The sequence below is a fragment of the Cupriavidus sp. GW821-FHT02F09 genome (assembly GCF_059421605.1).
The window spans coordinates 189,102-210,080 of record NZ_JBWKVH010000008.1; the positions used below are offsets into that span (position 1 = coordinate 189,102).

General features: G+C 64.7%; 17 protein-coding genes. 12 read left to right on the plus strand and 5 right to left on the minus strand.

The features are described from left to right. Positions 1–107 precede the first annotated feature (107 nt). From AC07XB_RS12415 to AC07XB_RS12430, 4 genes are all read left to right on the plus strand, one after another. A complete protein-coding gene (locus tag AC07XB_RS12415; protein WP_492830547.1) occupies positions 108–2,534 on the plus strand; it encodes a 3-hydroxyacyl-CoA dehydrogenase/enoyl-CoA hydratase family protein in 2,427 nt (808 codons plus the stop codon). 18 nt (positions 2,535–2,552) lie between these two features. Continuing rightward, positions 2,553–3,752 (plus strand): acetyl-CoA C-acyltransferase, encoded by a 1,200-nt coding sequence (locus AC07XB_RS12420; protein WP_492376513.1) that lies wholly within the window; start codon positions 2,553–2,555, stop codon positions 3,750–3,752. Between the two features lie 148 nt (positions 3,753–3,900). Beyond that, a complete protein-coding gene (locus AC07XB_RS12425; RefSeq protein WP_492830548.1) occupies positions 3,901–4,857 on the plus strand; it encodes a DegV family protein in 957 nt (318 codons plus the stop codon). A 54-nt stretch (positions 4,858–4,911) separates the two neighbouring features. After that, positions 4,912–5,688: an enoyl-CoA hydratase gene (locus AC07XB_RS12430; protein WP_492376509.1), complete on the plus strand. Its 777-nt coding sequence runs from the start codon at positions 4,912–4,914 to the stop codon at positions 5,686–5,688. An 84-nt stretch (positions 5,689–5,772) separates the two neighbouring features. Here AC07XB_RS12430 and AC07XB_RS12435 read toward each other — a convergent pair whose 3' ends face one another. The 3 genes from AC07XB_RS12435 to AC07XB_RS12445 form a co-directional block, all read right to left on the minus strand. Further along, the gene (locus tag AC07XB_RS12435) at positions 5,773–6,456 is read right to left on the minus strand and encodes a Fe2+-dependent dioxygenase (RefSeq protein WP_492376508.1); all 684 of its coding nucleotides are present in this window, start codon (positions 6,454–6,456) and stop codon (positions 5,773–5,775) included. 23 nt (positions 6,457–6,479) lie between these two features. Further along, positions 6,480–8,681, minus strand: a complete 2,202-nt coding sequence (locus AC07XB_RS12440) for a TonB-dependent receptor (protein WP_492830549.1) — start codon at positions 8,679–8,681, stop codon at positions 6,480–6,482. A gap of 162 nt (positions 8,682–8,843) precedes the next feature. Continuing rightward, positions 8,844–9,248 carry an acyl-CoA thioesterase gene (locus AC07XB_RS12445; RefSeq protein WP_150987934.1) on the minus strand — a complete coding sequence of 135 codons (405 nt, stop codon included), beginning with the start codon at positions 9,246–9,248 and terminating at the stop codon, positions 8,844–8,846. A 206-nt stretch (positions 9,249–9,454) separates the two neighbouring features. On the opposite strand from AC07XB_RS12445, the gene AC07XB_RS12450 reads away from it, so the two are divergent. From AC07XB_RS12450 to AC07XB_RS12465, 4 genes are all read left to right on the plus strand, one after another. Next, the gene (locus tag AC07XB_RS12450) at positions 9,455–11,350 is read left to right on the plus strand and encodes an ABCB family ABC transporter ATP-binding protein/permease (RefSeq protein ID WP_492830550.1); all 1,896 of its coding nucleotides are present in this window, start codon (positions 9,455–9,457) and stop codon (positions 11,348–11,350) included. A 185-nt stretch (positions 11,351–11,535) separates the two neighbouring features. Continuing rightward, the gene (locus AC07XB_RS12455; RefSeq protein ID WP_492813560.1) at positions 11,536–12,669 is read left to right on the plus strand and encodes an ABC transporter substrate-binding protein; all 1,134 of its coding nucleotides are present in this window, start codon (positions 11,536–11,538) and stop codon (positions 12,667–12,669) included. Beyond that, on the plus strand, positions 12,666–13,529 hold the full coding sequence (locus AC07XB_RS12460; protein WP_492813562.1) for an ABC transporter ATP-binding protein: 864 nt from the start codon (positions 12,666–12,668) through the stop codon (positions 13,527–13,529). The genes AC07XB_RS12455 and AC07XB_RS12460 overlap by 4 nt, the downstream gene beginning before the upstream one ends. Before the next feature lie 2 nt (positions 13,530–13,531). After that, positions 13,532–14,317: an ABC transporter permease gene (locus AC07XB_RS12465; RefSeq protein ID WP_492813564.1), complete on the plus strand. Its 786-nt coding sequence runs from the start codon at positions 13,532–13,534 to the stop codon at positions 14,315–14,317. Positions 14,318–15,174: 857 nt separating this feature from the next. Here AC07XB_RS12465 and AC07XB_RS12470 read toward each other — a convergent pair. Continuing rightward, positions 15,175–15,633 carry an Lrp/AsnC family transcriptional regulator gene (locus AC07XB_RS12470; protein WP_043343633.1) on the minus strand — a complete coding sequence of 153 codons (459 nt, stop codon included), beginning with the start codon at positions 15,631–15,633 and terminating at the stop codon, positions 15,175–15,177. Positions 15,634–15,686: 53 nt separating this feature from the next. Continuing rightward, a complete protein-coding gene (locus tag AC07XB_RS12475; RefSeq protein ID WP_492375712.1) occupies positions 15,687–16,283 on the minus strand; it encodes a cysteine dioxygenase family protein in 597 nt (198 codons plus the stop codon). A 174-nt stretch (positions 16,284–16,457) separates the two neighbouring features. Between AC07XB_RS12475 and AC07XB_RS12480 the strand changes: the two genes are divergently transcribed. From AC07XB_RS12480 to AC07XB_RS12495, 4 genes are all read left to right on the plus strand, one after another. Continuing rightward, on the plus strand, positions 16,458–17,429 hold the full coding sequence (locus AC07XB_RS12480; RefSeq protein WP_492375711.1) for a LysR family transcriptional regulator: 972 nt from the start codon (positions 16,458–16,460) through the stop codon (positions 17,427–17,429). Between the two features lie 177 nt (positions 17,430–17,606). After that, positions 17,607–18,914 (plus strand): Glu/Leu/Phe/Val family dehydrogenase, encoded by a 1,308-nt coding sequence (locus AC07XB_RS12485; protein WP_043343639.1) that lies wholly within the window; start codon positions 17,607–17,609, stop codon positions 18,912–18,914. A 365-nt stretch (positions 18,915–19,279) separates the two neighbouring features. Continuing rightward, positions 19,280–20,179: a glutamate/aspartate ABC transporter substrate-binding protein gene (locus AC07XB_RS12490; protein ID WP_150987958.1), complete on the plus strand. Its 900-nt coding sequence runs from the start codon at positions 19,280–19,282 to the stop codon at positions 20,177–20,179. A gap of 63 nt (positions 20,180–20,242) precedes the next feature. Beyond that, on the plus strand, positions 20,243–20,971 hold the full coding sequence (locus AC07XB_RS12495) for an amino acid ABC transporter permease (protein ID WP_441640555.1): 729 nt from the start codon (positions 20,243–20,245) through the stop codon (positions 20,969–20,971). Positions 20,972–20,979: the final 8 nt, after the last annotated feature.

Genomic DNA, 20,979 nt, shown 5'->3' on the forward strand with positions numbered 1-20,979 from the left:
ACCAGCGGCAACACCAGCGTCACCACCAGCGTCACCACCAGCATCAACGCCGGCGCCACGCGCAGCCAGCCCACCTCATCTCAACGCTCACTTTCCTAGGAGCGCGCATGTCCAATTTCATCGTCAAGAAGGTCGCCGTGCTGGGTGCCGGCGTCATGGGGGCGCAGATCGCCGCCCATCTCGTCAATGCCCGCGTGCCCGTGGTGCTGTTCGACCTTCCGGCCAAGGAAGGCCCCAAGAACGGCATCTCGCTGCGCGCCATCGAGAACCTGAAGAAACTCTCGCCGGCGCCGCTCGGCATCAAGGACGAAGCCGGCCTGATCCAGCCCGCCAACTACGAGGACGACCTCGCGCTGCTCAAGGAGTGCGACGTGGTGATCGAGGCCATCGCCGAGCGCATGGACTGGAAGCACGACCTGTACAAGAAGGTCGCGCCACACCTGGCATCGCACACCATCTTCGCTACCAATACCTCGGGCCTGTCGATCACCGCGCTGTCCGATGGTTTCGACGCGGATCTGAAGTCGCGCTTCTGCGGCGTGCACTTCTTCAACCCGCCGCGCTACATGCACCTGGTGGAGCTGATCCCGACCGCGACCACGCAGCCCGCGATCCTGGACCGCCTGGAAACCTTCCTGACCTCCACGCTCGGCAAGGGCGTGGTGCGCGCCAAGGACACACCGAACTTCATTGCCAACCGCGTTGGCATCTTCTCGATCCTGGCGGTGTTCGCCGAGGCTGAGAAGTACGGCATCCCCTTCGACGTGGTCGACGACCTGACCGGCGCCAAGCTGGGCCGCGCCAAGTCCGCCACCTTCCGCACTGCCGACGTGGTGGGCCTGGACACCATGGCCCACGTGATCAAGACCATGCAGGACACCCTGCTGGACGATCCGTTTGCGCCGGTGTACAGGACGCCCGCCGTGCTCAAGGGGCTGGTGGATGCGGGCGCATTGGGCCAGAAGACCGGCGCTGGCTTCTACAAGAAGGAAGGCAAGACCATCAAGGTGCTGGACCCCAAGACGGGCCAATACGTCGACTCGGGCAAGAAGGCCGACGAGATCGTGGTGCGCATGCTGAAGAAGGAACCGGCCGAGCGCATCAAGCTGCTGCGCGAATCCAGCAACCCGCAGGCGCAGTTCTTGTGGGCCGTGTTCCGCGACGTGTTCCACTACATCGGCGTCTACCTGGAGCAGATCGCCGGCTCCGCCGCCGATATCGACCTGGCGATCCGCTGGGGCTTCGGCTGGAACTCCGGCCCCTTCGAGGACTGGCAATCGGCCGGCTGGAAGCAGGTAGCCGAGTGGGTGAAGGAAGACATCGACGCGGGCAAGGGCTTGTCCAGCGCGGCGCTGCCGTCGTGGGTGTCCGAAGGCCCCGTCGCTGACAACCAGGGCGTGCATGGCGCGCGGGGCTCGTGGTCGCCCGCCGCGCAAGCCTTCGTGCAGCGCAATGCGTTGCCGGTGTACGAGCGCCAGGTGTTCCGCGCCGCGGTCAAGGGCACCGCCGCAACGGATCCGCGCAAGGCTGGCCGCACCGTGGAAGAAAACGATGCGGTACGCATCTGGGTGAGCGAGGGCCAGGACGATGTGCTGGTGGTTTCGTTCAAGAGCAAGATGAACACCATCGGCCCGGACGTGATCGATGGCCTGACGCGCGCCATCGACTTGGCCGAAGCCGAGTACAAGGGCCTGGTGGTGTGGCAGCCGACGTCGCTGCAACTGGGCGCGCCGGGCGGCCCGTTCTCCGCGGGCGCCAACCTGGAAGCCGCGATGCCGGCCTTCATGATGGGCGGCGCCAAGGGCATCGAGCCCTTCGTCAAGAAATTCCAGGACGGCATGATGCGGGTGAAGTATTCCGCCGTGCCGGTGGTGTCGGCGGCGTCCGGCATCGCGCTGGGCGGCGGCTGCGAGCTGATGCTGCATTCGGCCAAGCGCGTGGCCGCGCTGGAAACCTATATCGGCCTGGTGGAAGTGGGCGTGGGCCTGGTGCCGGCCGGTGGCGGCCTGAAGGAGGCTGCGCTGGCTGCCGCACGTGCTGCGCAAGCCGCCGGTAGCACCAACTACCTGCAGTTCCTCACCAACCGCTTCCAGGCAGCGGCCATGGCCAAGGTCTCCTCCTCGGCGCTGGACGCGCAGAAGATGGGCTACCTGCAGCCGTCGGACACCATCGTGTTCAACGTGCACGAGCTGCTCTACGTGGCGCAGAACGAAGTGCGCGCGCTGTCCAACGCTGGCTACCGCGCCCCGGTACCGGGCACGCTGGTGCCGGTGGCGGGCCGCTCCGGCATTGCCACCATCAAGGCGTCGCTGGCCAATATGCGCGACGGCGGCTTCATCTCCGCGCACGACTTCCTGATTGCCAGCCGCATTGCCGAGGCGGTGTGCGGCGGCGACGTGGAAGCCGGCTCGCTGGTCAGCGAGGAATGGCTGCTGGCGCTGGAACGCAAGACCTTTGTCGACCTGCTCGGCACGGGCAAGACCCAGGAACGCATCATGGGCATGCTGCAGACCGGCAAGCCGGTGCGCAACTAAGGCAAGCGAGGAACCGACATCATGAAACAACTGCAAGACGCATACATCGTTGCCGCGACCCGCACGCCGATCGGCAAGGCTCCCAAGGGCGCGTTCAAGAACACCCGCCCGGACGACCTGCTGGCCACCATCCTGCGCGCGGCCGTGGCGCAGGTGCCTAACCTCGATCCCAGGCTGATCGAAGACGCCATCGTTGGCTGCGCCATCCCCGAGGCGCAGCAGGGCCTGAACGTCGCGCGCATCGGTGCGCTGCTGTCGGGCCTGCCGAACACCGTGGGCGGCATCACCGTCAACCGCTTCTGCGCCTCCGGCCTGTCGGCCGTGGCGATGGCCGCCGACCGCATCCGCGTGGGCGAGTCCGACGTGATGATCGCCGCCGGCGTGGAATCGATGAGCATGGTGCCGATGATGGGCAATTCGCCGTCGATGTCGCCGGCGATCTTCGAGCGCGACGAGAACATCGGCATCGCCTACGGCATGGGCCTGACCGCCGAGAAGGTCGCGCAGAAATGGCAGGTCAGCCGCGAAGACCAGGATGCTTTCTCGCTCGCTTCGCACCAGAAGGCGATCCGTGCCCAGCAGGCCGGCGACTTCAAGGACGAAATCACCCCGATCGAGATCGTCGAGAAATTCCCCAACCTGGCCAGCGGCCAGGTCGACGTGAAGACACGCACCATCTCGCTGGACGAAGGCCCGCGTCCGGAGACCTCGGTCGAAGGCCTGGGCAAGCTGCGCCCGGTGTTTGCCAACAAGGGTAGCGTCACCGCCGGCAACAGCTCGCAGACTTCGGATGGCGCTGGCGCGCTGATCCTGGTTTCGGAAAAGATCCTCAAGCAGTTCAACCTGGTGCCGCTGGCGCGCTTCGTGTCGTTCGCGGTGCGCGGCGTGCCGCCCGAGATCATGGGCATCGGCCCCAAGGAAGCGATTCCCGCGGCGCTCAAGGCAGCCGGCCTCACGCAGGACCAGATGGACTGGATCGAGCTGAACGAAGCCTTCGCCGCGCAGTCGCTGGCGGTGATGCGCGACCTGCAGTTGGACCCGGCCAAGGTCAACCAGATGGGCGGCGCGATTGCACTGGGCCACCCGCTGGGCGCCACCGGCGCGATCCGTTCGGCCACCGTGGTGCACGCGCTGCGCCGTCACAACCTGAAGTACGGCATGGTCACCATGTGTGTCGGCACGGGCATGGGCGCGGCAGGTATCTTCGAGCGCGTTTGAACGCGCCACTGGGGAGATGGATCGCGCACGGCAGCGTGCGCAGCGTGATCCATCTCCCCGACTCTCTATCAGGTGAAGAAAGCAGTGCCATAACAAGGAGACAGCTGCCGCCTCGACGCGGCTCACCTGACCGGGAGGAAACAACAAGATGCAGGAGACACTCATCCTGGCCGACGCCGCGTGTGACATGCCGCGCGCGCTGATGGCCGAACTTGGCGTGCGCACGGTGCCGTTCCGCATTCGCGCGGGCGACCGCTTTGTGGCCGACGTGCGCGACGAGCCGGCCTTGCCGTCGCTTTACGAGCAGTATCTGGTCGGCAAGCAGGACCACTACGCCGAATCCATCCCCTTGCTAGAGCGCGAGATCGAAGACCACCTGCTCAAGCATGTGGTGACCTCATGCGACCGCGCGCTGCTGCTCACCATCGCCAGCAGCCGCAGCAAACTGTATGCGCACGCCTCGGGCGCCGTGGTCGGCACCGTGGCCAGGAGCTTCAAGGCACGCAAGGACGCGGGGCGCACGGGGTTGTTCGAGCTGAAGGTAATCGACACCGGCGCGATCGGCCCGGGCCAGGCGCTGATCGTGCGCGAGGCGGCGCGCCTGCTTGGCGGCGGCGCCAGCGCGCAAACGGTGGTGCAGGCCGTGGAGACACGCCTGCGCCACGCCGCGCACATGTTCCTGGTGCCCGACGAGTTGCTCTACATGTACACGCGGGCCAAGCACAAGGGCGAGAACAGCATCACCTGGGGCCGCTACATGCTCGGCAGCGCGTTCAATATCCGCCCCGTCGTGCATATGCATCGCGGCCAGACCGAGCCGGTGGCCAAGACACGCGGCGCGGACGAAGGCATGCGCCGCGTGATGGCGCATGCGCAGCAGTGCATCCGCAGCGGCCGCTTGCTGAGCCCGGCGGTAGCGCTGAGCTATGCCGGGCCACCCGGGGCGATTCAAGTGTTGCCAGCCTATCAGTCGCTCGCGCGCACCGCGCAGCAGCATGACGTGGAGCTGATGCTGGCGCCGATGAGCCTGACGGTGGCGCTCAACGTCGGCGCAAAGGCGTTCGGGATGAGCTATCTTTGCGAGAATCCGCCGGCGTTCGAGTGAACGTGTTTCGGCACGGCGGACAAGTCAACCAAGCAGTGAGGAGAACACGATTTCATGAGCATCCTGACCACCATCGAGCAAGGCATCCTGACCCTCGAGTTCGATCGCCTCGACAAGAAGAACGCCATCACGGCGGCGATGTACCAGGCCATGGCCGATGCGCTGCGCGCCGCCGATGCCGATCCCGCCGTGCGCGTGATCGTGATCCGCGGCAAGCCGGAAGTATTTACCGCGGGCAATGACCTGGAAGACTTCATGCAGCGTCCGCCCACCGCGGGCGAGGGTGACCAGCCGGCACCGGTATTCCAGTTCCTGCAGCAGATCAGCCAGGCCAGCAAGCCGCTGGTGGCGGCGGTGAGCGGCCCGGCGGTGGGCGTGGGCACCACCATGCTGCTGCATTGCGACCTGGTCTACGTTTCCGAGACGGCCAAGCTGTCGCTGCCGTTCGTGCAACTGGGCCTGTGCCCGGAGGCGGCATCGAGCATGCTGTTGCCGCGCCTGCTGGGTCACCAGCGCGCTGCCGAGAAACTGATGCTGGGTGAGGCCTTCAGCGCGCAGGAAGCGCTACAGATCGGCCTGGCCACGCGCGTGCTGCCGGTGGCGGAGCTCAATGAGTTCGTGCTGCAGCAGGCGCGCAAGCTGGCAGCGCTGCCGGCTTCGTCGCTCAGGGAAACCAAGCGCCTGATGAAGGGCGGCGATAAGGCGGCCGTGCAGGCCAGGATGGCGGAGGAGGGAGAAGTGTTCCGGCGCATGCTGCAGGCGCCGGAAGCCAAGGAGGCGTTCAAGGCGTTCTTCGAGAAGCGCCGCCCGGACTTCTCGCGCTTCAGCTGAGCCTGCGGGCATCCCTGGCCGATACGGCGGATGGGCCGCCCCCGCCGCTGCCGCCATTTGCGCGACATCGAGGCGAGGCCAAGGTCAGGGCGTCGCCCATTCGCGCAGCAGGTTGTGGTAGACGCCGGTGAGGCGCACCACGGTGGCGTGTCCATGGCCAAGCGCATGCCCGATTTCCTGGATAGCGGTATCCAGGTCGAACAGGAGGGCGCGCTGGCGGGCGTCCCGCAGCAGGCTCTGGATCCAGAAGAACGCGCAAAGCCGCGTGCCCCGGGTCACCGGGCTGACACGGTGCAGGCTGGAAGCCGGATACAGGATCATGTCGCCGGCGGGTAGCTTGACCTCGTGCGTCCCATAGGTGTCCTCGATGATCAGTTCGCCGCCGTCGTAGTCGTCGGGCTCGCACAGGAAGAGCGTGGCCGAGATATCCGTGCGGATGCTGTCCGAGCCGTCGGGAAGGTAGCGGATGGCATTGTCGACATGGGTGCCGAACGATTGCCCGCCCGCATAGGCGTTGAACAGCTTGGGGTAGATCCTGGCCGGCAGCGCCGCCGAGAAGAACAGCGGATGGCGCCGCAAGGCCTGCTCGATCATCGCGGCGATGTGCTTGCCCTGCGGGGAGTCGTGCGGCAATTGCAGGTTGTCCTTGGCGAGCGAGGACTGGAATCCCGCGGTCGCCTTGCCGTCGGCCCAGTCGGCCTGCGTCAGCAGGCTTACGCTTTCCCGCACCTGTTCCGGCGTCAGGACGCCGGGTATGTGAATCATCATTTGGCTGACCCCGGCGCGTGGCGTTAGAAGGAGTAGACGGCCGACAGCACCGCGGAGCGGCCATCGCCGTACTCGATCGCGGACGAGCGCGATGCGCTGCCCAGCGTCTGGCGCACCCGCTCCACATAGGCCTTGTTGAACAGGTTGTCGACGTTGAGCTGGAACTTGAGGTTCTTGCTTGGCGCATAGCCGAGCATGGCGTTGTGCACCAGGTAGGCACCAAGCGTGCCGTCCCCCACCGACGTCACGTTGCGCCTGCCGATGAAGCGCGCGCCGTAGCCCAGCGTCCAGCCCGCGGGCAGCTGGTAGGTGGTCCACAGGCTGAAGGAGTGCGCCGGAGTGTTGGCCAGCGCCTTGCCTTCGCGCTCGGGCAGCGACAGTGACTTGAGTGTCTTGCTGTTCAGGTAAGTGTAGTTGGCGAAAACGTCCCAGTTCGGCGTCACCTTGCCAGCCGCGCCCAGCTCGACGCCGCGCACGCGCTGCTCGCCGGCCAGCGCATAGCTGCCATCGGAGAGGCGTTCGCGCGTGTTGTCCTTGTCGACCTGGAACAGCGCCGCGTTCAGCCCCAGGCGCCGCGCCATGAACTCCCATTTGCTGCCGAGCTCATAGGTCTTGTTTTTCTCGGGCGCCAGTCCCCCCGTGGCTTTGTTCACGCCCGAGCCGGTGCTGACCAGGAACTCGGCAGACGGGTTGAAGGAGGTGCCGTAGGCGAAATAGATCCTGCCATTGTCCGTGGGCTTGAACACCAGGCCCGCCCGGCTGCTGAGCTGGTTGGTAGTGCTGTCCGAGCGGTCGGTCGCCTTGCCCAGCGGCGTGCTCTCGGCGCTGCCATCTATCCAGTCGTAGCGCAGGCCGAGGTTCAGGTCCCAGTGCTTGCCCAGGGCGATGGTGTCAAGCGCGTACAGCGCCTTGACGTCAAGCCATGTCTTGTTGCGCGCGCTGTCGCGCCGGTCGGTGGGCGCGCTCCAGTAGCCTGGCGGGCTGGAGAGATCGAAACCGTTGGCGGGATAGTATTTGGAGAGATTGTAGGAATAGGTGGTCCGGTCGTAGGTCTCGCGTGAGATCTCGAAGCCACTGACCAGGATGTGCCCCAACCCCAAGGTGTCGAAGCGGCTGGTCAGGTTGGTCTGGTTGATCCACAGCTCGGTGGCCGAGTCGCGGCCATAGCCCTGCGGTCCCGCCGGCAGGTAGCGGCCTGGCGGTAGCCCCCTTTGGTTCACGTGCGAGGCCGAGATCACGGTGTCGCGGTGCAGGTGCGAATAGCGGGTCAGGTTCTGTAGCTTGAGGTTGTCGTTGAACTCGTGTTCGAACTTGACGGTGGCCGCGTCGGTGGTGATGTTCTCCCGGTCCACGTTGCGCCAACCGAAGTAGCCGTGCCGGCTGACGCCGGCGAGCCGCTGGCCGTTCAACGCTGGCACGCCGTAGTCGGGCAGGTTGTCGTCGCGCTGGTGGAAATAGCTCAGCGTCAGGCGCGTCGGCGATTGCATGCCGAAGGTGATCGACGGCGCGATGCCCCAGCGGCGGCGTTCAAGAGCGTCGCGCCCCGGCACGTCGTTGCCGTGCGCCATCAGGTTCAGGCGGACGACCGCTGCGTGCCCGTCCCACGGCAGCGGCTGGTTGGTATCCAGGGTCAGGCGGTGGAAGCTGGCCGTGCCGAGCCCGCCGCCGACGTGCGTGAACCTGTCCGCCTTGGGTTGCTTGCTGATCATGTTGATGCTGCCACCGGTGGTGCCGGCGCCGCCGAAGACCGAATTCGGTCCCTTGATCACCTCGACCGCTTCGAGATTGAAGAGGTCGGAGCGGTTGTTCTGCCCGCTGTCGCGCAAGCCGTCGATCTGCATGTTCGCGTTGGCGCTGAAGCCGCGGATATTGATGCTGTCGCCGGAGCCGCCGCCGCCCTCGCCGGCGTTGAAGGTGATGCCCGAAACGTTGGAAAGCGCCTGCCGCAAGCTCAAGGCGTTCTGCTCCTCCAGCACATGCTGTGGTACCACCGTGATGGTCTGGGGCGTATCGAGCAGCGGTGCCGCGTATTTGGCCGAGCCGGAGGCTTCAACCTTGGAGCTGGGTGCTTGCGTTCCCGTAACCGTGACTGGCGCCAGTTCGATGGGTTTGCCTTGCCGTTGCAGATCGTCTGCCAGGACTGGTGTGGCGCAGGCCGCGGCCAGGACGACGGAAGCGAGAGGGCGCCGTGGCGGCAGCGCGGCAGACCTGATGTACGAACGCATGCAATTCTCCTTAAATGAAAATGATAATCATTAGCATTTAAGGTTGTGGGGCGAGGTGGAGCAATCAGAAACGGCTGCATGTGCTTGCGGAAATTTCCGATTTTCCTCGCGCCGGTGCCCCGCCAGGAATGCCTGACAGGGGAGCCGGCTTCAGGCGGCTGCTTATATCGCTGGCAACACCCGCGGTTGCCTTGTATCGTCCGTCGCCACATAGGTCAGGGTGGCTTCGGTCACCTTGACGATCTCGTTGCTGTGGCGCATGCGTTGCGCATAGACCTCCACCGATACGGTGATCGAGGTGCGGCCCGTCTTCTCGATATCGGCGTAGAAACTCACCAGGTCGCCGACAAAGACCGGATGCTTGAACAGGAAGGAGTTCACCGCCACGGTGGCCACGCGGCCTTGGGCACGCTCTACCGCCGGAATCGAGCCGGCGATGTCCACCTGGGCCATGATCCAGCCTCCGAAGACGTCGCCATGCACATTGGCATCCGCCGGCATGGGGACCACGCGCAGTGCGGGATTCTTGCCAGGGGGCAGGCAGGGGAGGACGTTGGGTTGATTCATGATGGCTGCTTGATGAGGCTGGATAGGGTTGGGGCGGGGTAGCAAGGGCTGCGGTGGGGTGCTGGCGCGCCGGTGCGCATGCCGGAGTGACCTTGCCGGCGTGCGGTCCGGGCGTCGAGGCGGTTCCGTGACGGGGATAAGCGGCGTGGCGCCGGCTAATTATGTCGATCTCTGCCACAATCGCATATTCGCCCGAATTCTAACGTATGCGACGCTACTCTACGTCGGCCGAGCCGTCCCCCGCCCAGCCTTCCTCCCTCTTCGGCAAATCCAACGTTCCCCGCAGCGATTGGCAGACCGTGCGCAACCTGTTGCCCTACGTCTGGCATTACAAGTGGCGAGTGATCCTGGCGCTGGTGTGCCTGGTGGCGGCCAAGGTGGCCAACCTGGGCGTGCCGGTCCTGATGAAGAAGCTGGTGGACAACATGAATGTTCCCGCCGGCAGCGCGAGCGCGCTGCTGGTGGTGCCGGTGGGGCTGATCGTCGCCTACGGGATACTGCGCTTGTCCGGCACGCTGTTTACCGAGTTGCGCGAGATCCTGTTCTCCAAGGTCACGCAGAGCGCGGTGCGCGAGATCGCGCTGCAGGTGTTTCGCCACCTGCACGCGCTGTCGCTGCGCTTTCACCTGGACCGCCAGACCGGCGGCATGAGCCGCGACATCGAGCGCGGCACGCGCGGCATCCAGTCGCTGATCTCCTACTCGCTCTACAGCATCCTGCCGACCCTGGTCGAGATGGGGCTGGTGATGGGCTTCTTCATCCTGCACTACGACATCTGGTTCGCTGCCATCACGGGCTGCGCGCTGGTGAGCTACATCGTGTTCACCATCGTGGTGACCGAGTGGCGCACGCACTTCCGGCGCAAGATGAACGAGCTGGATTCGCGCGCCAACCAGAAGGCGATCGATTCCCTGCTCAACTTCGAGACCGTCAAGTACTTCGGCAACGAGGAGTACGAGGCCGGCCGCTATGACGAGAACCTGCGCAAGTACCGCACTGCGGCGATCCGCTCGCAAAATTCGCTGTCGTTCCTCAACTTCGGCCAGCAGGCCATCATCGCCACCGGCCTGATCCTGATCCTGTGGCGCGCCACGGTGGGCGTGGCGGCGGGCAAGCTCACGCTGGGCGACCTGGTGCTGGTCAATACGCTGATGATCCAGCTGTACATTCCGCTGAACTTCCTCGGCGTGATCTACCGCGAGATCAAGCAGGCCACCACCGACATGGACCGCATGTTCGTGCTGCTGGGCACCAACCGCGAAGTGGCCGATGCGCCGGACGCAGCGGCCTTGCGCGTGCAGGGCGCGGCGGTGCGTTTCAACCATGTCGGCTTTGGCTACGAGAGCAATCGCGTGATCCTGGACGAGGTGGACTTCGCCATCGCCGCCGGCACTACTACCGCGGTGGTAGGCCACAGCGGCTCGGGCAAGTCCACGCTGGCGCGGCTGTTGTTCCGCTTCTATGACGTGAGCAGCGGCGGCATCGAGATCGACGGCCAGGATGTCCGTACGATCACGCAGGACAGCCTGCGCCGCGCCATCGGCATCGTGCCGCAGGACACCGTGCTGTTCAACGACAGCATCTACTACAACATCGCCTACGGCCGCCCCGACGCCAGCCGCGACGAAGTCATCGAGGCCGCGCGCGCGGCTCAGATCGACGGCTTTATCCGCGAGCTGCCGCAGGGCTACGACACGCCGGTGGGCGAGCGCGGCCTCAAGCTGTCGGGCGGGGAGAAGCAACGCGTCGCCATTGCCCGCACGCTGCTGAAGAACCCGCCGATCCTGGTCTTCGATGAAGCCACCTCGGCGCTGGATTCCCGTACCGAGCAGGCCATCCAGGCCGAGCTGATGCGCCTGGCGCAGAACCGCACCACGCTGCTGATCGCGCACCGGCTCTCTACGGTGGTGCATGCCGACCAGATCCTGGTGATGGACCGCGGCCGCATCATCGAGCGCGGCACCCATGCCGAACTGATGCGGCTCGACGGCCGCTACGCCGAGATGTGGCACATCCAGGCGCGCAGCGCGGCACAGAGCGAGGCCCCCGTGGAGGATGCCGCGCTGGCCATCGAAGCCGGCGACGCAACCCAGGACGCCTGACACGGCAATCGCCAGGGCCGCAATGGATTGTTGACAATCTATTGCGGCAAATCGTCCCGAAACATCCGGTTGCACGAATTTGGTTCGACAATAGGTGGCGTATCAGCCCCATCGTGGTGCGTGTTTGCATGGCATGCGCCTTGCAGACGAACTATCCAGGAAGACGACTAACTGGAGAGAGTTCAATGCCGCTATTCCGTGCCGCCACCCCGTTCGAGGCCACTGCCGCTCACGCCGGCGCCCAGCCCGCCCACACCGCGTCCGGCGCTGCCGCATCCACCGCGCGCCGCCGCTGGCTGCAGCTTGGCATGGCGCTGGGCACCGCCCTGGTGCTGTCGACACAATTTGCCGGCGAGGCGCACGCCCAGACCAAGGTCCGTTTCCAGCTCGACTGGCGCTTCGAAGGCCCGTCGGCGCTGTTCCTGCTGGGCGAGCAGAAGGGCTACTACAAGGCCGAGAAGCTCGACGTGTCGATCGACGCCGGCAACGGATCGGGCAACGTGGTCAACCGCGTGGCCTCCGGCACCTACGACATGGGCTTTGCCGACCTGGCCTCGGTGATGGAGTTCTACGGCAACAACCCGGATGCCAAGAACAAGCCGGTGGCCGTGATGATGGTCTACAACAACACCCCAGCCGCCGTGCTCGCGCTGAAGAAGTCCGGCATCAAGACCCCGCACGACCTGGCCGGCAAGAAGCTCGGCGCACCGGTATTCGACGCCGGCCGCCGCGCCTTCCCGATCTTCGCCAAGGCCAACGGCCTGCAGGCATCGAGCTTCAACTGGCAGGCGATGGACCCGACCCTGCGCGAGACCATGCTCACGCGCGGCGACCTCGACGCCATCACGGGCTTCTCGTTCACCTCCATCCTCAACCTGAATGCGCGTGGCGTGAAGGACGAGGACATCGTGGTGCTGCCGTACCCGCAATACGGCGTGAAGCTGTACGGCAACGCCGTGATCGCCTCGGAGGACTTCCTCAAGAAGAACCCGGAGGCCGTCAAGGCCTTCCTGCGCGCCTTCGCCAAATCGGCCAAGGACGTGATCGCCAAGCCGGAAGAGGGCATCAAGGCGGTCAAGGCGCGTGACGGCATCATCGACGAGAAGCTCGAGACCAAGCGCCTGAAGATGGCGCTGGACAGCGTGGTCAAGTCGCCCGACGCGCGCGCCGAGGGCTTTGGCCGCGTCAACAAGCCGCGCTTGTCGCTGATGGCTTCGCAAGTGGCTGACGCCTTCGGCACCAAGGGCCGCATCAACCCCGACAACCTGTGGACCGATGCCTACCTGCCGTCCGCAGCCGAACTGGATGTGCTGCGATGACGGTGGGCACTACCTTCCTGCGCACGGGGGCCGCACTGCCTCCTGACCTGCCGGGCGAGCCGGCGGCGCAACCCTTCGTCGAGTTCAACCGGGTCTGGCTCGCCTATAACGACGAGCTTGCCCGCCAGGGTGAGTTCGCCATCGAGGACATCTCGCTGCAGGTCGAGCCGGGCGAGTTCATCGCCATCGTCGGACCTTCCGGCTGCGGCAAGTCCACCTTCATGAAGCTGGCGACCGGGCTAAAGCCGGCCACGCGCGGCGTGGTCAAGATCGCCGGCGAGAAGGTCGCCGGCCCGCTCAAGATGGTTGGCATGGCCTTCCAGGCGCCGACGCTGCTGCCCTGGCGCACCACGTTGCAGAACGTCATGCTGCCGCTGGAGATCGTCGAGCCCTACCGCTCCACGCTGCGCCAGAAGCGGGATGAGTACACGGCGCGCGCACGCGAGCTGCTGCGCACCGTGGGCCTGGCCGGCTACGAGGACAAGTACCCGTGGCAGCTCTCCGGCGGCATGCAGCAGCGTGCCTCGATCTGCCGCGCACTGATCCACGAGCCGCGCATGCTGCTGCTCGACGAGCCCTTCGGCGCGCTCGACGCCTTTACCCGCGAGGAGCTGTGGTGCGTGCTGCGCGACCTGTGGCAGGCCCAGCGCTTCAACGTGATCCTGGTCACCCACGACCTGCGCGAGGCCGTGTTCCTGGCCGACACGGTCTACGTGATGAGCCAGCGCCCGGGGCGCATCCTCACGCGCAAGGAGATCGACCTGCCGCGTCCGCGCGACCTCGACCTGACCTATACCGAACCCTTTGCCGACCTCGTGCATTCGCTGCGCGAGAAGATCGGCCACGTACGGCAGCACTGACCATGAGCACTTTTTCTTCCTCGATGAACGCGGCTCAGCAACGCCGCGTGCAGCGCGTGGCGCCATGGCTGTTGCTGGGCACGTTCCTGCTGCTGTGGCAGGGCGCGTGCCTTATGTTCAATGTGTCGGACTTCATCCTTCCCAGCCCCAGCGCGATCGTCACGTCGCTGTTCGAATACTGGGATGTGATTGCCGGCCACGCCTGGCGTACCTTCTGGACCACCATGGTCGGCTTTGGCCTCGCCATCATCGTGGGCGTGGTGCTGGGTTTGCTGATGGGCTCGTCCAAGCTGGCGTACGCCGCCGGGTATCCGCTGATGACGGCGTTCAATGCGTTGCCGAAGGCAGCCTTCGTGCCAATCCTGGTGGTGTGGTTTGGCCTGGGTGCCGGCCCGGCGATCCTGACCGCCTTCCTGATCTCGTTCTTCCCGATCATGGTCAATATCGCCACGGGGCTGGCCACCTTGGAGCCGGAACTGGAGGATGTGCTGCGCGTACTTGGTGCAAAGCGCACCGATGTGTTGCTCAAGGTCGGGCTGCCGCGGTCGATGCCTTACTTCTTTGCTTCGCTCAAGGTGGCGATCACGCTGGCTTTCGTCGGCACTACCGTGTCCGAGATGAGTGCTGCCAATGAAGGCATCGGCTATTTGCTGGTGTCCGCCGGATCGGCGATGAAGATGCCGCTGGCGTTTGCCGGGCTGGTGGTGATTGCTGTGATGGCGATGGTGATGTATGAGTTTTTTGCTGTGGTGGAGAGGCGGATGACGGGGTGGGCGCATCGGGGGTGAAGGGGGGGAGGGGGGCGGGGGGGGATGAAGGGGGGCTTGCGTCTTTGGCTGTTTCTTTGAGCGGTGACGGTTTTTGGACCCAAGGGCCATACGACATCCCCCTGCGGGGGCTGCCGGTCACTCTTCTTTGCGTCGGCAAAGAAGACTAACGAGAAGAAAGCCGACCCTGCCGGGAGCAGAGCAATAAGGCTGTTCGGCCCCGGTGGTTGCGTCGTACGGCCCGGAGTGTTGGCGGGCATCTGCCGGTACCGGCTTGACCGGCCACGAATCTGCCAGCCTCCGGGATTCGTGGTGCGGCCCCCGATAGCAGACATCACTTGCTTCAAGCCGTCTGTCGCTCGCGCAGTGGCCGGCCACGAAGTTGCAAGCGCACCGGTTCCGTCGTGGGCGCGGTGGCACCGGCTTGATATGCCCAAGGCTCTGACCACCGCGCCCGCCCCACCACGAAACCATTGATGGGCGATGTGTCGTGATGGTCCGCGCCGGTAACGGCAGATGGTCGAACGCTCACCGAGCAAAGCGATCAGGGGCACCACCACGTGACCATTGGGTCATGCGGTTATGATGTCCTTCAAGCCGGTAAGGCAAAGGCCAGCCAACACTCCGGGCCGTACGACGCAACCACCGCCCCACATAAGCCTGATTGCTCTGCGCCCGGCAGGGTCGGCTTTCTTCTCGTTAGTCTTCTTTGCCGACGCAAAGAAGAGTGACCGGCAGCCCCCGCAGGGGGATGTCGTATGGCCCTTGGGTGCAAACGCCATCGCCGTTCAAAGAAAACCAACCACGCTAGGGCGATGTCGTACGGCACCGTGGGTGCAAAAACCATCGCCGCTCAAAGAAACAGCAACCAACCCCAATCACGCATAATCCAAAGGCAAAGCCGTCGTGTACTTGATCTGCTCCATAGCAAAACTAGAACTAACATCCGCCAGCTCAGCCCCCTGAATCAGCTTCTTGTAGACCCGGTCATAGGCCGCGATATCCGGCACCACCACGCGCAGCAGGTAATCGGTATCCCCGGCCATCCGATAGAACTCAGTCACCTCGGGGATCGAGGCGACCAGGTCATGAAAGGTCTTGAGCCATTTGACGCTGTGCTGGCTGGTGCGGACCGAGACGAATACCGTCACGCCCACATTCAGCAGCGCAGGGTCCAGCAGCGCCACCCGCTTGCGTATCACGCCGCTTTCCTCGAGCTTCTGCACGCGCCGCCAGCACGGCGTGGAGGTGAGGCCCACCCGCTCGCCCAGCTCGGCCACCGGCACGGTGGCGTCTTCCTGGAGAGCGGCAAGTATCTGGCGGTCGTATCGGTCCATGGCAAATCCTGTTGGCGCGCAGCGTCGTTCGGGTGCCTGGCCGCCCGCAAGACTCAGGCCGCGTCCACCAGCAGGTTCACACCGCTGCAGATGTGTTCCTGGTCCACCCCATAAATATGCAGCGACACGGCCACCGCGTCGCTGTCGTTGCCGAGCGCATGGATATGGCGCAGCCCAGCCGGCACGCTGAAGGTATCGCCCACCGTGCGCGTGATCTCGCCGCACGGATGCGCCTGCCGCGCTTGCGCGTCCCAGCGGTAGTGGCGCTCATGCAGCGTGCCGCGCAGCACCCGGTAGGCGCACCAGGTCTGGTGTCCGTGCACCGGGCTGTGCTGTCCCGGCCGCCAGACGATCAGCATGGCGGAGAAGCGCGCCAGCGGATCGGCGTGCACCAGGTGGCGCACATAGCCCTCAGCCGAGCCTTCGCGCAGCGATTCCGGCAGCAGCGCCAGCAGCGTGGCGGCGTCCGGCAGGCTGGCTTCGATGCCTTGCGCCACCATGCGCGCACTGGCGGCAAAGGCGGACGACATGCCGTCGGACAGCGGGGCAAAGAGATCCGGCTGGCCGTCGGCCGTGTCGAGGGTGCCAAGCACGCCAGCGTTGCGTGCGTGGCTGGCAATATCGGTAACGGCGGCTTGCTGGGTGGCCATGAAGGGCTCCTTGTTGGTTTGCGACCATCATAGCGTCCGTCCCGTAGCAAGCACGTGCGTCTTGTCGTGCAAATCTGGGAGTGAGTGTAATCACATTCTAATAAAAATCAAATAAATAGAATATTGTTCCTGACGGTGGCGAAACGGCGGGCAGCCGGTGGATAATGCCGCCTCATGGAAATCAAGTGGCTTGAAGACTTCGTCAGCCTGGCCGAGACGCACAGCTTCTCGCGCTCGGCCGAGCAGCGTCATGTGACGCAGCCCGCGTTCTCGCGCCGGATCCAGTCGCTGGAGTCCTGGGTGGGCACGGAGCTGATCGACCGCTCCAGCTATCCCACCAGCCTGACGCCGGCGGGCAAGGTGTTCTACGAACAGGCCCTGGCCATGCTGGCGCAGGTCAGCGAGACCCGCGCGCTGATGCGGGGGCAGCGTTCGGCCAATGCCCAGGTGCTGGAATTCGCGGTGCCGCACACGCTGTCGCTGACGTTCTTCCCCGAATGGCTCAAGGCGGTGGAGCGCGAGATCGGCACGCTGCCGTGCCGGCTGCGTGCACTCAACGTGCATGACGCCGTGCTGGCGCTGGTCGATGGCGGCTGCGACCTGGTGATGGTCTACCACCATGCGCGCCAGGCCATCCAGCTCGATCCCGCGCACTACGACATGATGGTGCTGGGCACCGAGCGGCTGTCGCCATACAGCGTGCCGGACGCCACCGGCAAGCCTCTGTACCGGCTGCCGGGCACGGACAAGAAACCGGTGCCCTTCCTCAGCTATACACCCAATGCCTTCCTTGGCCGCATGGTCGACATGCTGCTGTCTGAGACCACCGACGCGCTCAAGCTCGACAAATGCTACGAGACCGATATGGCCGAGGCGCTCAAGGTGATGGCGCTGTCCGGGCATGGCATGGCCTTTCTGCCGGAGAGCGCGGTGCGCGAGGAACTGCTCCAGCACCGGCTGGTGCGCGCGGAGGCCGCGCGCGGCGCGCCGTTGTCGATCGACATGGAAATCCGGCTTTACCGGGAGAAGCCGGGCGAACACGTCAACGAGCGGCGCAGCGCGCAGGTTCGCAACAAGCGCCAGCTGGTGGAGCGCGTGTGGTCTTCGCTGGCAGCGCAGGCCTTGCCCGCACAGCCGAAACCCTGAAGGCGTGCAGCGGGTGCGCCGGGCACACCGCCACAGAGCAGGTAAGGCTGGCACAGGGCAGCATGGGGCCTTGGTCAAAGGTTATGCAAAGCATGCATAACGGGATAATCAAACGGCATTGGCTTCGGCGGGGCCGCCTCCCCTAAGCTGGCGGCACCTTCACACCGGAACCAAACGATGTCTTCCGCAGCGCCGTCCAATCCTGCCGTCAAGAACCACACCTTGCCTTCGTACCTGAACGCCGATGCGCTCGGGCCCTGGGGCATCTACCTGCAGCAGGTCGATCGTGTCACGCCTTACCTGGGCTCGCTGGCCCGCTGGGTCGAGACCCTGAAGCGCCCCAAGCGCGCGCTGGTGGTGGACGTGCCGATCGAGATGGATAACGGCACCATTGCCCACTTCGAAGGCTATCGCGTGCAGCACAACATGTCGCGCGGCCCGGGCAAGGGCGGCGTGCGCTTCCACCAGGATGTGACCCTGTCGGAAGTGATGGCCCTGTCGGCCTGGATGTCGGTCAAGAACGCCGCGGTCAATGTGCCGTACGGCGGCGCCAAGGGCGGTATCCGCGTCGATCCGCGCACGCTCTCGCGCTCGGAGCTGGAGCGCGTCACGCGCCGCTATACCAGCGAAATCAACTTCATCATCGGGCCCAACAAGGACATCCCGGCGCCCGACGTCAACACCAATGAACAGGTGATGGCATGGATGATGGACACCTACTCGATGAATTCCGGCAGCACCGCCACCGGCGTGGTGACCGGCAAGCCGATCTCGCTGGGCGGCTCGCTGGGTCGCCGCGAGGCAACCGGCCGCGGCGTGTTCGTGGTGGGTTCCGAGGCGGCGCGCAACCTCGGCCTTGAGATCAAGGGCGCACGCATTGCCGTGCAGGGCTTCGGCAATGTCGGCGCCGTGGCCGCCAAGCTGTTCCATGAGGCAGGCGCCAAGGTGGTGGCGGTGCAGGACCACCGCACCGCGCTGTACAACCCGGCTGGCCTGGACGTGCCCGCCATGATGGAATATGCCTCGCACAGCGGCACCATCGAAGGTTTCCAGGGCGAGACCATCTCCGCCGAGCAATTCTGGCAGGTGGATTGCGAAATCCTGATCCCGGCCGCGCTGGAAGGCCAGATCACAGCCCAGAACGCGCCCCACATCAAGGCACGCATGGTCATCGAAGGTGCGAACGGCCCGACCACGCCCGAGGCCGACGACATCCTGCGCGAGCGCAATATCCTGGTGGCGCCCGACGTCATCGCCAATGCCGGCGGCGTTACGGTCTCCTATTTCGAATGGGTACAGGACTTTTCCAGCTTCTTCTGGACCGAAGAGGAAATCAACCAGCGCCTGGTACGAATCATGCAAGAGGCATTCCGGGCGATCTGGCAGGTCGCTCAGGACAACAAGGTTACCTTGCGCACGGCCGCTTTCATCGTGGCGTGCACGCGGATTCTTCAGGCGCGCGAAATGCGCGGTCTCTATCCCTGATGCCTGACGCGGCTTGGCGCCGCAGCGTCGCTACCTGGCGATGCTGCGGCGCAACAAGCCTATCCAGGATTGGTAACGCGGCTGCCGGGCTTCCCGGCAGCCGCGTTGTCGTATGCGCTCGCCGCCCAGCGCGCGCCAGGGGGCTCCCGGGCTGGCGAGGCGTTGCCGCAAGGCCGGCCCGACGCGTTAGCGCAACGGCTTTACGGCAGTGGAGGCATGCCTCGTTTGCCTTGCAAACCATGCCTTAGATGGCGCTGTTAGGGGAAAAACCCGTTGTCTTGAGTGCTTGCCTGCGCAATACTATTTCGTCGGCGGGTGGTTTTTTGTTAGAGTCCCGCCTTTCTCTTCATGGTCAAGGAGATGTTATGAATGTTGCCAAGTTGGCTTCCCTGATGATTGCTGCTGGCGTGCTGTGCGGTACCGCGCAAGCTGCCGAGCAACTGACGGGCACGCTGCAGAAGATCAAAGACACCGGTGTGATTACGCTTGGCGTTCGTGAGTCGTCGATTCCGTTCAACTACAACCTCGGCGGCGTGCGCCAGGTCGGTTATTCCTACGACATCAATGTCAAGATCGTGGAAGCGATCAAGGACCAGCTGAAGCTGCCGAACCTGCAGGTCAAGGAAATCCCGATCACCTCGCAGAACCGCATCACCCTGCTGCAGAACGGCACCATCGACATCGAGTGCGGCTCGACCACCAACAACCTCGAGCGCCAGAAGCAGGCATCGTTTACCACCAGCATCTTCATCATCGGCACCCGCATCATGGTGAAGAAGGATGGCGGCATCAAGGACTGGGCCGACCTCAAGGGCAAGAACGTGGTGACGACCGCCGGCACCACCTCGGAACGCCTGCTGCGCAAGATGAACGATGACCAGAAGCTGGGCATGAACATCATCAGCACCAAGGACCATGGCCAGTCGTTCCTGACGCTGGAATCGGGCCGCGCCGTTGCCTTCATGATGGACGATGCACTGCTGTATGGCGAACGCGCCAAGGCCAAGAACCCGGCCGACTGGATCGTGGTGGGCAAGCCGCAATCGCGCGAGTCCTATGGCTGCATGATCCGCAAGGACGATGCGCAGTTCAAGAAGCTGTCGGACACCGTGATCACGGGCATGATGAAGGATGGCTCGATCAACACGCTGTACACCAAGTGGTTCCAGCAGCCGGTCCCGCCCAAGGGCCTGAACCTGGACTTCCCGCTGTCGGAAGACATGAAGGCACTGTTCAAGACGCCGAACGACAAGGCGCTCGACTGATACTGGGATTCCGGTTGTGTGAAACGGAAGGCATGTCCTTCCGTTTCTTTTTGAGGACACATCATGAACTACAGCTGGCATTGGGGTGTATTCCTCGAACAAGCGGCCCAGAACGAGACCTACCTGGACTGGATGATTTCCGGCCTGAAGGTCACCATTGCACTCGGGCTCTCGTCGTGGATCATCGCCCTCGTCATCGGCTCCGTACTCGGCGTACTGCGCACGGTGCCCAACAAGTGGCTGTCCGGCCTGGCCGCCACCTACGTAGAGATCTTCCGTAATATCCCGCTGCTGGTGCAGTTGTTTATCTGGTATTTCGTCATGCCCGAGCTGTTGCCCGGTGGCGAGGCGATCAAGCAGATGAACCCGTTCGCGCAGCAGTTCATTGCAGCCATGCTTTGCCTGGGCACGTTTACCGCAGCCCGGGTCTGCGAGCAGGTGCGCTCGGGGATCAACTCACTGCCGCCGGGCCAGCGCAACGCCGGCCTGGCGATGGGTTTCACGTTGGCCCAGACTTACCGTTACGTGCTATTGCCGATGTCGTTCCGCGTCATCGTGCCGCCGCTGACCTCGGAGTTCCTGAACATCTTCAAGAACTCCGCTGTGGCGTCGACCATCGGGCTGCTGGAGCTGGCGGCGCAGGGGCGCCAACTGGTGGACTACACGGCGCGCCCGTATGAGTCCTTCATCGCGGTGACCATCATGTACGCGTTGATCAATATCGTGGTCATGCTGCTCATGCGCTGGGTCGAAGGCCGCACCCGCGTGCCCGGCTTCATCGGCGGCAAGTAAGAGGACAC

What these genes read in the sequence shown, in the direction of transcription:
- AC07XB_RS12415 (WP_492830547.1), top strand. Translation starts at nt 108, where the DNA reads ATGTCCAATTTCATCGTCAAGAAGGTCGCCGTGCTGGGTGCCGGCGTC.
- AC07XB_RS12425 (WP_492830548.1), top strand. Translation starts at nt 3,901, where the DNA reads ATGCAGGAGACACTCATCCTGGCCGACGCCGCGTGTGACATGCCGCGC.
- AC07XB_RS12430 (WP_492376509.1), top strand. Translation starts at nt 4,912, where the DNA reads ATGAGCATCCTGACCACCATCGAGCAAGGCATCCTGACCCTCGAGTTC.
- AC07XB_RS12435 (WP_492376508.1), bottom strand. Translation starts at nt 6,456, where the DNA reads ATGATGATTCACATACCCGGCGTCCTGACGCCGGAACAGGTGCGGGAA.
- AC07XB_RS12440 (WP_492830549.1), bottom strand. Translation starts at nt 8,681, where the DNA reads ATGCGTTCGTACATCAGGTCTGCCGCGCTGCCGCCACGGCGCCCTCTC.
- AC07XB_RS12445 (WP_150987934.1), bottom strand. Translation starts at nt 9,248, where the DNA reads ATGAATCAACCCAACGTCCTCCCCTGCCTGCCCCCTGGCAAGAATCCC.
- AC07XB_RS12450 (WP_492830550.1), top strand. Translation starts at nt 9,455, where the DNA reads ATGCGACGCTACTCTACGTCGGCCGAGCCGTCCCCCGCCCAGCCTTCC.
- AC07XB_RS12455 (WP_492813560.1), top strand. Translation starts at nt 11,536, where the DNA reads ATGCCGCTATTCCGTGCCGCCACCCCGTTCGAGGCCACTGCCGCTCAC.
- AC07XB_RS12460 (WP_492813562.1), top strand. Translation starts at nt 12,666, where the DNA reads ATGACGGTGGGCACTACCTTCCTGCGCACGGGGGCCGCACTGCCTCCT.
- AC07XB_RS12465 (WP_492813564.1), top strand. Translation starts at nt 13,532, where the DNA reads ATGAGCACTTTTTCTTCCTCGATGAACGCGGCTCAGCAACGCCGCGTG.
- AC07XB_RS12470 (WP_043343633.1), bottom strand. Translation starts at nt 15,633, where the DNA reads ATGGACCGATACGACCGCCAGATACTTGCCGCTCTCCAGGAAGACGCC.
- AC07XB_RS12475 (WP_492375712.1), bottom strand. Translation starts at nt 16,283, where the DNA reads ATGGCCACCCAGCAAGCCGCCGTTACCGATATTGCCAGCCACGCACGC.
- AC07XB_RS12480 (WP_492375711.1), top strand. Translation starts at nt 16,458, where the DNA reads ATGGAAATCAAGTGGCTTGAAGACTTCGTCAGCCTGGCCGAGACGCAC.
- AC07XB_RS12485 (WP_043343639.1), top strand. Translation starts at nt 17,607, where the DNA reads ATGTCTTCCGCAGCGCCGTCCAATCCTGCCGTCAAGAACCACACCTTG.
- AC07XB_RS12490 (WP_150987958.1), top strand. Translation starts at nt 19,280, where the DNA reads ATGAATGTTGCCAAGTTGGCTTCCCTGATGATTGCTGCTGGCGTGCTG.
- AC07XB_RS12495 (WP_441640555.1), top strand. Translation starts at nt 20,243, where the DNA reads ATGAACTACAGCTGGCATTGGGGTGTATTCCTCGAACAAGCGGCCCAG.